At 70.9% G+C, this 12444-nt stretch carries 13 protein-coding genes; 9 read left to right on the top strand and 4 right to left on the bottom strand.

Features of this window, described 5'->3' with window-relative positions:
- Position 1: 1 nt before the first annotated feature.
- The gene (locus ACIREI_RS19115; RefSeq protein WP_403334099.1) at positions 2–799 is read right to left on the bottom strand and encodes an IclR family transcriptional regulator; all 798 of its coding nucleotides are present in this window, start codon (positions 797–799) and stop codon (positions 2–4) included.
- 249 nt (positions 800–1048) lie between these two features.
- On the opposite strand from ACIREI_RS19115, the gene allB reads away from it, so the two are divergent.
- Together allB and alc are read left to right on the top strand one after the other, a co-directional pair.
- Entirely contained in the window at positions 1049–2389 is a 1341-nt protein-coding gene (allB, locus tag ACIREI_RS19110; RefSeq protein ID WP_403334097.1) for an allantoinase AllB, read from the top strand.
- 48 nt (positions 2390–2437) lie between these two features.
- On the top strand, positions 2438–3553 hold the full coding sequence (gene alc, locus ACIREI_RS19105; protein ID WP_403334095.1) for an allantoicase: 1116 nt from the start codon (positions 2438–2440) through the stop codon (positions 3551–3553).
- A gap of 147 nt (positions 3554–3700) precedes the next feature.
- On the opposite strand, the gene ACIREI_RS19100 is transcribed toward alc, so the two are convergent.
- Positions 3701–4447 carry an SDR family oxidoreductase gene (locus ACIREI_RS19100; protein WP_403334093.1) on the bottom strand — a complete coding sequence of 249 codons (747 nt, stop codon included), beginning with the start codon at positions 4445–4447 and terminating at the stop codon, positions 3701–3703.
- A gap of 100 nt (positions 4448–4547) precedes the next feature.
- On the opposite strand from ACIREI_RS19100, the gene ACIREI_RS19095 reads away from it, so the two are divergent.
- The 3 genes from ACIREI_RS19095 to ACIREI_RS19085 all read left to right on the top strand — a co-directional run bounded on the left by ACIREI_RS19095 (position 4548) and on the right by ACIREI_RS19085 (position 6620).
- Complete coding sequence (locus ACIREI_RS19095) at positions 4548–5363, top strand: AIM24 family protein (protein ID WP_403334091.1); 816 nt, start codon at positions 4548–4550, stop codon at positions 5361–5363.
- An 89-nt stretch (positions 5364–5452) separates the two neighbouring features.
- Positions 5453–6079 (top strand): dihydrofolate reductase family protein, encoded by a 627-nt coding sequence (locus ACIREI_RS19090; protein ID WP_403334089.1) that lies wholly within the window; start codon positions 5453–5455, stop codon positions 6077–6079.
- A gap of 154 nt (positions 6080–6233) precedes the next feature.
- On the top strand, positions 6234–6620 hold the full coding sequence (locus tag ACIREI_RS19085) for a ribonuclease domain-containing protein (RefSeq protein ID WP_403334087.1): 387 nt from the start codon (positions 6234–6236) through the stop codon (positions 6618–6620).
- A 60-nt stretch (positions 6621–6680) separates the two neighbouring features.
- On the opposite strand, the gene ACIREI_RS19080 is transcribed toward ACIREI_RS19085, so the two are convergent.
- On the bottom strand, positions 6681–6881 hold the full coding sequence (locus ACIREI_RS19080) for a hypothetical protein (protein ID WP_403334085.1): 201 nt from the start codon (positions 6879–6881) through the stop codon (positions 6681–6683).
- 179 nt (positions 6882–7060) lie between these two features.
- Between ACIREI_RS19080 and ACIREI_RS19075 the strand changes: the two genes are divergently transcribed.
- From ACIREI_RS19075 to ACIREI_RS19065, 3 genes are all read left to right on the top strand, one after another.
- Positions 7061–8305 carry a histidine kinase gene (locus tag ACIREI_RS19075; protein ID WP_403334083.1) on the top strand — a complete coding sequence of 415 codons (1245 nt, stop codon included), beginning with the start codon at positions 7061–7063 and terminating at the stop codon, positions 8303–8305.
- Between the two features lie 157 nt (positions 8306–8462).
- Positions 8463–9143 (top strand): response regulator, encoded by a 681-nt coding sequence (locus ACIREI_RS19070; protein WP_403334081.1) that lies wholly within the window; start codon positions 8463–8465, stop codon positions 9141–9143.
- A gap of 56 nt (positions 9144–9199) precedes the next feature.
- Positions 9200–10378 (top strand): cytochrome P450, encoded by a 1179-nt coding sequence (locus ACIREI_RS19065; RefSeq protein ID WP_403334079.1) that lies wholly within the window; start codon positions 9200–9202, stop codon positions 10376–10378.
- A 70-nt stretch (positions 10379–10448) separates the two neighbouring features.
- On the opposite strand, the gene ACIREI_RS19060 is transcribed toward ACIREI_RS19065, so the two are convergent.
- Positions 10449–11471 (bottom strand): Gfo/Idh/MocA family oxidoreductase, encoded by a 1023-nt coding sequence (locus ACIREI_RS19060; RefSeq protein ID WP_403334077.1) that lies wholly within the window; start codon positions 11469–11471, stop codon positions 10449–10451.
- Positions 11472–11600: 129 nt separating this feature from the next.
- On the opposite strand from ACIREI_RS19060, the gene ACIREI_RS19055 reads away from it, so the two are divergent.
- Positions 11601–12338: a GntR family transcriptional regulator gene (locus ACIREI_RS19055; protein WP_403334353.1), complete on the top strand. Its 738-nt coding sequence runs from the start codon at positions 11601–11603 to the stop codon at positions 12336–12338.
- Positions 12339–12444: the final 106 nt, after the last annotated feature.

Raw genomic sequence — 12444 nt, 5'->3', positions numbered from 1 at the left:
GTCAGGCGTGGTTCTGGCTGGCGAGTGCCTCGGACAGTTCGCCGGCCACCTGCTGCAGCACCGGCACGATCTTGTCCGTCGCGGCCTCCGTGACGCGGCCCGCCGGACCCGAGATCGAGATCGCGGCCGCGGTGGGGGAGTTGGGGACGGAGACCGCGAGGCAGCGGACGCCGACCTCCTGCTCGTTGTCGTCGACCGCGTAGCCGTTGCGCCGCACGTCCTCCAGGGCCGCCAGGAATCCGTCGGGGGTGGTGATCGTCTTCTCCGTGGCGGCGGGCATGCCGGTGCGGTACAGCAGGGCGCGCACCTCCTCCGGCGGGAATCCGGCGAGCAGCGCCTTGCCGACGCCCGTGGAGTGCGGCAGCACGCGCCGGCCGACCTCGGTGAACATGCGCATCGAGTGCTTGGACGGCACCTGGGCGACGTACACGATCTCGTCGCCGTCGAGCAGGGCCATGTTCGCCGTCTCGCCGGTCTCCTCGACCAGCCGGGCAAGGTAGGGCCGGGCCCAGGTGCCGAGCAGCCGGGCGGCGGACTCGCCGAGGCGGATCAGGCGCGGGCCGAGCGCGTAGCGGCGGTTCGGCTGCTGGCGTACGTATCCGCACGCGACGAGCGTCCGCATGAGGCGGTGGATGGTGGGCAGCGGCAGCCCGCTGCTCGCGGACAGCTCGCTCAGACCGACCTCGCCGCCCGCGTCCGCCATCCTCTCCAGCAGGTCGAAGGCGCGCTCGAGGGACTGGACACCGCCACTGTTGTTGGACCTGGCGGAGTCGGTGGTGCTGGCGCTGGACGTCGGCACGGCGCGTTCCTTTCGGGACCGGTGGGAGGGCGCAAGCCTACCCGCCAGTCGGTTGACTCCCCGCTTGTACGTAGCTACGTTCTGCGTGCTGGAATTCTAATTCCGCTTTGTGGAAACGTCCAGAGTGCATGAGGTGGGTGCACTGTGGAGAAGTGTGCCCTTGACGGCGCGGAAGCGGGAGCGGAGACTCCTTCAACAGAAAGTTGAATTCCGTTACGCGGAAGTTAACGGCGGCAGAGAGGGGTCCGGGTGTCCGACGTCGAACTGGTGCTGCGCTCGACGCGCGTCATCACTCCGGAGGGGACGCGGGCCGCTTCGGTCGCGGTCTCCGCCGGCAAGATCACGGCCGTACTCGGGTACGACGCCGAAGTCCCGGCCGGTGCCCGCCTGGAGGACTTCGGCGACGACGTCCTGTTGCCCGGCCTGGTCGACACGCACGTGCACGTCAACGACCCCGGCCGCACCGAGTGGGAGGGCTTCTGGACCGCCACGCGCGCGGCGGCGGCCGGCGGCATCACCACCCTCGTCGACATGCCGCTCAACTCGCTCCCGCCCACCACGACGGTCGAGCACCTCCACATCAAGCAGGACGTGGCCGCCGACAAGGCGCACATCGACGTCGGCTTCTGGGGCGGCGCCCTGCCCGACAACGTCAAGGACCTGCGCCCGCTGCACGAGGCCGGCGTCTTCGGCTTCAAGGCATTCCTGTCCCCGTCCGGCGTGGACGAGTTCCCGCACCTGAACCAGGACCAGCTCGCCCAGTCCCTGGCCGAGATCGCCTCCTTCGGCGGCCTGCTGATCGTGCACGCCGAGGACCCGCACCACCTCGACGCCGCCCCGCAGCAGGGCGGCCCCAAGTACGCCGACTTCCTGGCCTCGCGCCCGCGTGACGCGGAGGACACGGCGATCACCCAGCTGATCGCCCAGGCGAGACGCCTCCACGCGCGCGTGCACGTACTCCACCTGTCCTCGTCCGACGCGCTGCCGCTGATCGCCGAGGCCAAGCGGGACGGCGTACGGATCACGGTGGAGACCTGCCCGCACTACCTGACCCTGACCGCCGAGGAAGTCCCGGACGGCGCGAGCGAGTTCAAGTGCTGTCCGCCGATCCGCGAGTCCGCCAACCAGGACCTGCTCTGGCAGGCGCTGGCCGACGGCACGATCGACTGCGTGGTGACCGACCACTCGCCGTCCACGGCCGACCTGAAGACCGGCGACTTCGCGACCGCCTGGGGCGGCATCTCCGGGCTCCAGCTGAGCCTGGCCGCGGTGTGGACCGAGGCCCGCAGGCGTGGGCACGGCCTGGAGGACGTGGTCCGCTGGATGTCCGCGCGAACGGCCGAACTGGTCGGACTCGACGACCGCAAGGGCGCCATCGAGGCTGGCCGCGACGCCGACTTCGCGGTCCTCGCGCCCGACGAGACGTTCACCGTGGACCCGGCCGCCCTCCAGCACCGCAACCGAGTGACGGCGTACGCGGGCAAGACCCTGTACGGCGTCGTGAAGTCCACCTGGCTGCGAGGCGAACGCATCGTCGCGGAGGGCGAGTTCACCGCCCCGAAGGGCCACCTGCTCACCCGCGCCCACTGACCACCCCTCCCGCACCCGCAGCGGCCGATTCCCTGAAAGGCACACCTCGTGACGGCGATACCCAGCTTCAGCGGCGACGCGAACCCCTACGGAGGCGGCGACCCGTACGCGGACTACCGCACCGCCGACTTCCCCTTCACCCAGTACGCCAACCTCGCCGACCGCCGGCTCGGCGCCGGTGTCGTCGCCGCCAACGACGAGTTCTTCGCCCAGCGCGAGAACCTGCTGGTGCCCGAGCGGGCCGAGTTCGACCCCGAGCACTTCGGGCACAAGGGCAAGATCATGGACGGCTGGGAGACGAGGCGCCGCCGCGGCGCGTCCGCCGACCACCCGTGGCCGACGGCCGAGGACCACGACTGGGCGCTGGTGCGCCTGGGCGCGCCCGGCGTCATCCGCGGCATCGTCGTCGACACGGCCCACTTCCGCGGCAACTACCCGCAGGCGGTGTCCGTCGAGGGCACGTCGGTGCCGGGCTCGCCGTCGCCGGAGGAGCTGCTCGCGGACGACGTGAAGTGGACGACGCTGGTGCCGCGCACGCCGGTGGGCGGCCATGCGGCGAATGGTTTCTCCATCGCGGTCGAGCAGCGCTTCACCCATCTCCGGGTCAACCAGCACCCCGACGGCGGTATCGCCCGTCTGCGCGTGTACGGCGAGGTGGCACCGGACCCGCAGTGGCTGGAGGTGCTGAGCACCTTCGACGTGGTCGCCCTGGAGAACGGCGGCCAGGTCGAGGACGCCTCCAACCTCTTCTACTCACCCGCCACGAACACCATCCAGCCGGGCCGCTCCCGCAAGATGGACGACGGCTGGGAGACGCGCCGCCGTCGGGACCAGGGCAACGACTGGATCCGCTACCGGCTGGTGGCGCAGTCCCAGATCCGGGCGATCGAGATCGACACGGCGTACCTCAAGGGCAACAGCGCGGGCTGGGCGTCGGTGTCGGTCAAGGACGGTGACGACGGTGACTGGCGGGAGATCCTCCCGCGCACCCGCCTCCAGCCCGACACCAACCACCGCTTCGTCCTGCCGACCCCCGCCGTCGGCACCCACGCGCGCGTGGACATCTTCCCGGACGGCGGCATCTCCCGACTGCGCCTGCACGGCTCGCTGACGGAGCAGGGAGCGGCGGGGCTGGCGGCCCGGCATCAGGAGCTGGGCGGCTGAGCGAACAGCACCCTCGAAACGCCGGCCGGTGTCTCTCAGCCCGTCCGGCGTTTGAGGACGAGGCCCGTTCAGGGCCGAAGCGGGGGTCTGGGGGCGGCAGCCCCAGGGATGGGACGGGTAGGGGCGGCGGGGGCGAAAACCCCCGCGTCACGCCGCGTGGCCCCCGTCCACCGCGAACTCCGCCCCCGTGACGTAGTCCGCCCCCGCCAGATACGCCACCATCCCCGCCACCTCGTCGACCGTCCCGAACCGCCCCAGGGCGGTCATCGCCGCCTGTCCGGGCGCATACGGCCCACCCGCCGGGTTCAGGTCCGTGTCGATGGGACCGGGGTGGACGATATTCGCGGTGATGCCACGCACCCCCAGCTCTCGCGCCAGGGCTTTCGTCAGGCCGACGAGGGCAGACTTGCTGGTCGCGTAGAGCGTCCCGCCCGGTCCCGGCACACGCTGGGTCATGCAGGTGCCGATCGTGATGATCCGCCCTCCTGCCGTCATGCGGCCGGCCGCCGCCTGGGAGGCCAGGAAGACGCCCCGGACGTTCACGGCGAGAACCCGGTCCACGTCCGCGAGCGACAGGCCCTCCAGCGGGCCCAGGACGCCCACGCCGGCGTTGTTCACCAGCACGTCCAGGCCCCCGAGCGTCTCCGCCGTACACCTCACCGCGTCCGCCACCTCAGCCGCCTCCGCGGAGTCCGCGCGCAGGGCCACTGCCCGCCGTCCCAGTGCCCGAACGGACCGTACGACCTCCTCGGCCGCCTCCTTGCCGCTGACGTAGGTCACGGCGACGTCCGCGCCCTCCCGCGCGAGCCGCAGTGCCGTCGCCGCGCCGATGCCGCGACTGCCGCCGGTGACCAGCGCGATCTTCCCGTGCAGGGTTCCGTAAGTCGTTGTCATGAGGTCCATCCCACCGCCGTGCGGGCCGAGGTGCTGGCGGCGAACGGACGTCGAGATCAGCGAGTGGAACTCTTTACTCCGCTTCTTTCGTTCCCCCCACGTGACTCTTCAGCAGGAAATCGTCGGCAACGCCATGCAGATGGCGGTCGTCAACCTCCAGCCCGGCCAGACCGTGTACTGCGAGGCGGGCAAGTTCCTCTTCAAGACCACGAACGTGACCATGGAGACCCGCCTGACGGGCCCGTCCAACGGCGGCGGCCAGCCCCAGGCGGGCGGCGGCGGTGGCATGGGCGGCATGCTCCGCCAGGCCATGGGCACCGCCATGCAGGTGGGCCAGCGCGTCCTCGCGGGCGAGTCGATCGCGTTCCAGTACTTCACGTCCCAGGGCGGAGAAGGCACCGTCGGCTTCGCGGGCGTACTGCCGGGCGAGATGCGGGCACTGGAGCTCGACGGCACGCGCGCGTGGTTCGCCGAGAAGGACGCCTTCGTGGCCGCCGAGTCCACCGTCGACTTCGGCATCGCCTTCCAGGGCGGCAGGACCGGCATGAAGGGCGGCGAGGGCTTCGTCCTGGAGAAGTTCACCGGGTACGGCACGGTGATCATCGCCGGCGCCGGCAACTTCATCGACCTCGACCCGGCCGACTTCGGCGGTCGCATCGAGGTCGACACCGGGTGCGTCGTCGCCTTCGAGGAGGGCATCCAGTACGGCGTCCAGCGCGTCGGCGGCCTCAACCGCCAGGGTCTGATGAACGCCGTCTTCGGAGGCGAGGGCCTGTCCCTGGCCACCCTGGAGGGCAACGGCCGCGTCATCCTCCAGTCCCTCACCATCGAGGGCCTGGCCACCGCCCTGAAGAAGGCCCAGGGCGGTGACAAGCAGGGCCCGACGGGCGGCCTGTTCTCGACCCACGCGGGCTGAGGCGGCACCCGGCGCAGCGATGAGTTGCGAGTGCCGGTGGGGTCTGAGGTGATGACAGCAGATTTCACCCCGGAAAAGAGGCACTCCTCATGGGCAAGCTCGTCTCCACCCTCTTCGTCACGCTCGACGGCGTCTACCAGGCGCCCGGCGGCCGGGAGGAGGACACCCGCGGCGGCTTCGAGCACGGCGGCTGGGTCTTCCCGTACGCCGACGACGACTTCGGCCAGTTCATCAACGAGGTCTTCGCGCGCCCTGGCGCCTTCCTCCTCGGACGTCGTACGTACGACATCTTCGCGTCGTACTGGCCGAAGGTGACCGATCCCCTCGACCCCGTCGCCTCCAGGCTCAACGCACTGCCGAAGTACGTGGCCTCCTCGACGCTGACGGACCCCGAGTGGGCCGGTACCACGGTGATCAGCGGCGACCTCGGCAAGGAGGTCACCGCCCTCAAGGAGCGCACCGACGGCGAGCTCCAGGTGCACGGCAGCGGCGCCCTGGTCAGGTCGCTGCTGTCCCTCGGCCTCGTCGACACCCTCCACCTGCTGACCTTCCCGGTCGTGCTCGGCACGGGCCACCGCCTCTTCGTCGAGGGCGCCGTGCCCACCGCGTTCAGGCACACCGCCGGCCGCACCACGGGCAAGGGCGTCGCCATCCACTCGTACGACCTCGCGGGCCGCCCCGAATACGGCTCTTTCGAGCTCCCCGAGAACGCGTGACGACCCGTCCGCGGCGTTCTCGCACGGTCACCTATGGAGATCGCGTGAGAACGCCGGGGCGCACGTTAACTTCCCGAAAACTCATCGGACTTGCCGGGAAAATCTCCACCGTTGTCATTGACATGCCACTGTCTACGCGCGTCATCATGAAGGCATGAGATTCCCCCCACGAATCACTCGCATCGGCGCCGCAGCCGCCGTCCTGTCCGCCCTCCTCGTCGGCGGCACCGTCACCGCCACTCCGGCGGCCGCCGCGGTCGGCAGCATCTGCTACGGCGACCTGCCCTCGCAGGCCCACGACACCCTCGACCTGATCGAACAGGGCGGCCCCTTCCCGTTCGAACAGGACGGCACCGTCTTCCAGAACCGGGAAGGCATCCTGCCCAGCCAGTCGACCGGCTACTACCACGAGTACACGGTCATCACCCCTGGTTCGTCCACGCGCGGAGCTCGCCGGATCGTCACCGGTGAGGAGAACCAGGAGGACTACTACACGGCCGACCACTACGCGTCGTTCGACCTGATCAACTACGGCTGCTGAGCCCGCAGCTCACGGTCGGCGCCGAGGAACGGTGCGACCAGCCGGGAGTCCGGTCCGCGCTCAACCGGACTTCCGGCTCTCGGCGGCGGCGAACAGCGCGAAGGCCAGCACGAGCAGTGCGACGCTCGCGTAGATCTCGAAACCGTCGAGGAAGCGGATCCGCTGGACGAGCCCCCAGTCCCAGTCGGTGAACTCGTGCACCAGGCCCGCGGCGCCCTGCAAAAGGGCGATGAATCCAAGGAACTCCAGCAACTGCTTCATGCCATGACTCTCGCCCCGCGGACCCCCCACGCCAATCGGCCGCGGGGCGAGCCTTGCCCGACGGAAGTCCGTCTTCCGCCGCGGCCCGCCGCGACCAAGGTCGGCGATGCCGCGACTTTGGTCGTCGATCGCGCCCGAGGAGACGCACCGGGGCCCGGTACTGCGTAGATTTGTCGACCGTGAGTGGTGACAAGCCGGAGCCGGTACCGCAGGCCTTCGCGGGGCGGCGGTGGCTGCTGCCCTCGGCCCTGATCAAGGAGTTCGAGCCCGACCCCGAGCGCTCCGGACGGCCCCGGCGCACCGCGCGCGACTGGGTGGTCGACTTCTCCTGCTTCCTCCTGGCCGTGATCATCGGTCTGCTGACCGCGGACACGGTGGCCGACGAGGACATCCCGGTCGCCCTCGCCGCCGTCGACCAGATCATCGGCGCCCTCGCCTGCGCCGCGGTGTGGCTGCGGCGCCGCTGGCCGGTCGGGCTCGCGATCGCGATGGTCCCGGTCTGCTTCGTGTCGAACACCGCGGGCGGCGCGGGCGTCGTCGCCCTCTTCACCCTCGCCGTACACCGGCCCTTCCGCTATGTGGCCTGGGTGGGCGGGGCCTCCGTGGCGCTGGTCCCGCTGTTCTTCTGGCTGCGCCCCGACCCCGAGATCCCCTACGGCTGGACGGTCTTCCTCGCCGCGATGCTGACCGGTGGCGTGGTCGGCTGGGGCATGTTCGTACGGTCCAAACGGCAGCTCATGCTGAGCCTGCGCGACCGCGCCCGGCGCGCCGAGACTGAGGCCCGGCTGCGTGCCGAACAGGCCCAGCGGCTCGCCCGCGAGGCCATCGCACGGGAGATGCACGACGTCCTCGCCCACCGGCTGACGCTGCTCAGCGTGCACGCGGGCGCCCTGGAGTTCCGGCCCGACGCGCCCCGGGAGGAGATCGCGCGGGCGGCGGGCGTCATCCGGGAGAGCGCCCACGAGGCCCTCCAGGACCTGCGGGAGATCATCGGCGTACTGCGGGCGGGCGAGCAGGACGACGCCGGACGCCCGCAGCCCACCCTCGCGGCGCTGGAGGCGCTGGTCACCGAATCCCGGGAGGCCGGCATGAAGGTCACCCTCGACCAGCACGTCACCGAGCCCGCGGCCGTGCCAGCCTCCGTGGGCCGCACCGCCTACCGCATCGCCCAGGAAGGCCTGACCAACGCCCGCAAGCACGCCCCCGGCACGGAGGTCACGGTGACGGTGGCCGGCGCACCGGGCGAGGGCCTGTCGGTAGCGGTACGCAACCCCGCGCCCGACGGCGAGGTTCCCCATGTTCCCGGCTCCGGACAGGGCCTGATCGGGCTGACGGAACGGGCCACGCTGACGGGCGGCCGACTGCAGCACGGGTCGGTGGCGGACGGCGGGTTCGAGGTGCGGGCCTGGCTGCCGTGGGGGTGAGTGAGCGCGGGTGGGGCGACTGGGGGAGGTGGGGCTGCCTGGGTCCCCCACGCGCGCGTGCGGCGCCGTTCACGTCTCGGAGTGAGCCCGCGTGCCCGAGGGGCGCTCCTCGCCGTACCGCACATCCGCGCCGTACAACCGTGATTACGTAAGGCGCATGACTGCGATCAGACTGCTCCTCGTCGACGACGACCCGTTGGTCAGAGCCGGCCTGTCCTTCATGATGGGCGGCGCCGACGACATCGAGATCGTCGGGGAGGCGGCCGACGGCGCCGAGGTCGAGACGCTGGTCGACCGGACCCGGCCGGACGTGGTCCTGATGGACATCCGGATGCCGTCGGTCGACGGCCTCACCGCCACGGAGCGGCTGCGCGGCAGGGCGGACGCCCCGCAGGTGGTGCTGCTGACCACCTTCCACGCCGACGAACAGGTGTTGCGCGCCCTGCGAGCCGGCGCCGCCGGGTTCGTCCTCAAGGACACGCCGCCCGCGCAGATCGTCGACGCGGTGCGCCGGGTCGCGGCCGGTGACCCGGTCCTGTCGCCCACCGTGACACGCCAGTTGATGGACCACGCGGCGGACACCGCGGCCGACACGCGCCGCGCACGCGCGCGTGAGCGGCTCAGTGCCCTCAACGACCGCGAACGCGAGGTCGCCGTCGCGGTGGGCCGGGGCCTGTCCAACGCCGACATCGCCGCGGAGCTCTTCATGAGCGTCGCCACCGTCAAGACCCACGTCTCCCGCGTCCTGGCCAAGCTCGACCTCAACAACCGTGTACAGATCGCCCTGTTGGCGTACGACGCGGGACTTCTGGAGGAAGTGGAGGAGGACGGGCACTAGAGGGGGGTCCCGCGCGTTCTCGGTGTGGTGGGAGCGGGAGTCTTGGGGGGAGTCTCATGACAGAAGTGATCGACCTGGGCGAGTTCGGAGCGGGATTCCGCGAGAACCCGCATCCGGTGTACGCCCGTCTGCGTGAACGGGGCCCCGTGCACCGCGTCCGGCTGCCCGACTGGGAGTCCGATGTCTGGCTCGTCGTCGGCCACGAGGAGGCTCGCGCGGCGCTCGCCGACCAGCGGCTGGCCAAGGACGGCACCAAGATCGGCCTGAAGTCACTCGAAGAGCAGCTGATAGGGAAGAGCCTGCTGGCCACCGATCCGCCGCAGCACACCCGGCTGCGCGGGCTCGTCTCGCGGGCCTTCACCATGCGCCGCGTGGAGGAACTGCGGCCGAGGATCCAGCAGATCACCGACGCCCTGCTCGACGACATGCTGCCGAGGGGCCGCGCCGACCTCGTGGAGTCCTTCGCCCACCCGCTGCCGCTCACCGTCATCTGCGAACTGCTCGGCGTGCCCGAAATGGACCGCGTGGAGTTCCGCAAGATGTCGACGGAGGCGATCGCGCCCGCCAGGCCGGGCAATGAGGTCGACGCCTTCACCCGCCTCGGCGCGTACTTCACCGACCTGATCGAGGACAAGAGGTGCGCCGGCCCCGGCGGTGACCTGCTCAGCGACTTGATCCGCACCACTGCCGAGGACGGCGACCGGCTCTCCCCGGACGAACTGCGCGGCATGGCCTTCATCCTGCTGATCGCCGGGCACGAGACGACGGTCAACCTCATCACCAGCGGCGTGCACGCCCTGCTCACCCACCCCGATCAACTGGCCGCCCTGCGCGCCGACATGACGCTCCTGGACGGTGCGGTGGAGGAGATGCTGCGTCACGAGGGCCCGGTGGAGACGGCGAGCTTCCGGTATGCCGCCGAGCCCTTGGAGATCGCCGGTGTCCCCATCGAGAAGGGCGAACCGGTGATGGTCGGCCTCACGGCGGCCAACCGGGACGCGAGCCGCTATCCCGCTCCCGACACCTTCGACATCCGCCGAGACGCCCGGGGCCACGTCGCCTTCGGCCACGGCATCCACTTCTGCATCGGCGCCCCCTTGGGCCGTCTGGAGGCCCGCACGGCGATACGGTCCCTGCTGGAGCGCGCGCCCGGCCTGGCGCCGGACGGCCCGCCGGGGGAGTGGCTGCCGGGGATGCTGGTGCGAGGGGTGCGGAGTCTGCCGGTGCGCTGGTAGCGGGCGGACGCCCAGAGTGCCGAGTCCGGTGGAGGGTGTCGAATCCGGTCGAGGATATGGAATCCGGTCCTCACAGAGCCCCGGCCTGAGCCCCGCCCGGAATCTCCCCGAGCGCGACCGGTCTTCGCTCGCCCCGCGACAGCTCGCACGCCTCCGCGATCCGCAACGCCTGCAAGGCCTCCCGCCCGTCGCAGGGATTGGCCCGCTCCCCGCGCACCACCTCCACGAACGCGTTCAGCTCCGCCTCGTAGGCCGGCCCGAACCGCTCCAGGAACCCCGACCAGGGCTTGTCCGCCGCGGGCGGCCCGGTCGGCTCCGTGGACGCGATCGGCGTACGGTCGTCCAGACCCACCACGATCTGGTCCAACTCCCCGGCGAGCTCCATGCGTACGTCGTACCCGGCGCCGTTCAGCCGCGTCGCCGTGGCCGTGGCGAGCGTGCCGTCGTCCAGGGTCAGCACCACCGCGGCCGTGTCGACGTCGCCCGCCTCACGGAACATCGCGGGTCCGGCGTCCGACCCGGCCGCGTACACCTCGACGACCTCGCGCCCGGTCACCCAGCGCAGCACGTCGAAGTCGTGGATCAGCGTGTCCCGGTACAGCCCGCCGGACAACGGCAGCCAGTCGACCGGCGGCGGCTCCTGGTCGCTGCTGACCGCCCGCACGGTGTGCAGCCGCCCGAGCCGCCCGGATCGCACCGCCTCGCGCGCGCCCATGTAGCCCGGGTCGAAGCGGCGCTGGAAACCCATCTGGAGAATCGTCCCGGCCGTCTCCACCTCACCGATCGCGTGCAGGGTGCCCGGCAGATCGAGCGCTATGGGCTTCTCGCAGAACACCGGAAGGCCCGCCCGTGCTGCCCGACCGATCAGTTCGGCGTGGGCCGAAGTCGCCGTGGTGATCACCACGGCGTCCACGCCCCACCTGAAGATCTCGTCCACGCCGGGGGCCGCCGTCTCGCCCAGGCGCCGCGCCAGCTCCTGGGCCCGCGCGCCGTCCGCGTCCGTGAGGATCAGGGAGCCGACGTCGCGGTGACGGCTCAGCGTGTGGGCGTGAATCGTGCCGATGCGACCCGTACCGATGACCCCGATGCGCATGGAAACAAAGTGCGGGTTCAGTGCGTACGCTGTCAATGTATATGTCAGGACAATCGAACTACACTACTTCCCGTCAACAACGCGTAGAGCTACGCTCGGCCCGTGCCGAAACCAGAAGTGGATCCGACCGTGGAACTCGAGCTCAGTGTGGACCGGAGCAGTCCGGTGCCCTTGTACTTCCAGCTTTCCCAGCAGCTCGAAGCCGCGATCGAGCACGGAGCGCTCACGCCCGGCAGCCTGCTGGGCAACGAGATCGAACTCGCCGCACGCCTCGGCCTGTCCCGGCCGACCGTCCGTCAGGCCATCCAGTCGCTGGTCGACAAGGGCCTGCTGGTGCGCCGTCGAGGCGTCGGGACGCAGGTCGTGCACAGCCAGGTCAAGCGCCCGTTGGAGCTCAGCAGCCTCTACGACGACCTGGAGTCGGCCGGCCAGCGCCCGGCGACCAAGGTGCTCGTCAACACCGTCGTCCCGGCGTCCGCCGAGGTCGCGGCGGCGCTCGGGGTGCCCGAGGACAGCGACGTGCACCGGATCGAGCGGCTGCGCCTGGCGCACGGTGAACCGATGGCCTACCTGTGCAACTTCCTGCCGCCGGCCCTGATCGACCTGGACACCCCGCAGTTGGAGGCCACCGGCCTGTACCGCCTGATGCGCGCCGCCGGCATCACCCTGCACAGCGCCCGCCAGACGATCGGCGCCCGCGCGGCCACCGCCGCCGAGGCCGAGCGGCTGGCCGAGGAGGAGGGCGCCCCGCTGCTCACGATGCAGCGGGTGACGTTCGACGACACGGGCAGGGCGGTCGAGTACGGCACGCACACGTACCGGCCGACGCGTTATTCGTTCGAGTTCCAGCTGCTCGTACGGTCGTGAACGGACCGGCTGGTACGTTGCAATGTCAGGACAATGCGACGCGCTGGGGCGAAACGCCCTGAAGGGGCACGGGGCTGTATCGATGTGCGGTCCTGCCGCGTGGGCG

The sequence above is a fragment of the Streptomyces sp. NPDC093591 genome (genome assembly GCF_044764885.1).
Taxonomy (GTDB): Bacteria; Actinomycetota; Actinomycetes; order Streptomycetales; family Streptomycetaceae; genus Streptomyces.
Note: the sequence above shows the minus strand (reverse complement) of the source record. Positions and strands in the feature narration are given on the sequence as shown.

What these genes read in the sequence shown, in the direction of transcription:
- ACIREI_RS19060 (WP_403334077.1), bottom strand. Translation starts at nt 11,471, where the DNA reads ATGCGCATCGGGGTCATCGGTACGGGTCGCATCGGCACGATTCACGCC.
- ACIREI_RS19090 (WP_403334089.1), top strand. Translation starts at nt 5,453, where the DNA reads ATGGGCAAGCTCGTCTCCACCCTCTTCGTCACGCTCGACGGCGTCTAC.
- ACIREI_RS19100 (WP_403334093.1), bottom strand. Translation starts at nt 4,447, where the DNA reads ATGACAACGACTTACGGAACCCTGCACGGGAAGATCGCGCTGGTCACC.
- ACIREI_RS19070 (WP_403334081.1), top strand. Translation starts at nt 8,463, where the DNA reads ATGACTGCGATCAGACTGCTCCTCGTCGACGACGACCCGTTGGTCAGA.
- ACIREI_RS19085 (WP_403334087.1), top strand. Translation starts at nt 6,234, where the DNA reads ATGAGATTCCCCCCACGAATCACTCGCATCGGCGCCGCAGCCGCCGTC.
- ACIREI_RS19080 (WP_403334085.1), bottom strand. Translation starts at nt 6,881, where the DNA reads ATGAAGCAGTTGCTGGAGTTCCTTGGATTCATCGCCCTTTTGCAGGGC.
- ACIREI_RS19065 (WP_403334079.1), top strand. Translation starts at nt 9,200, where the DNA reads ATGACAGAAGTGATCGACCTGGGCGAGTTCGGAGCGGGATTCCGCGAG.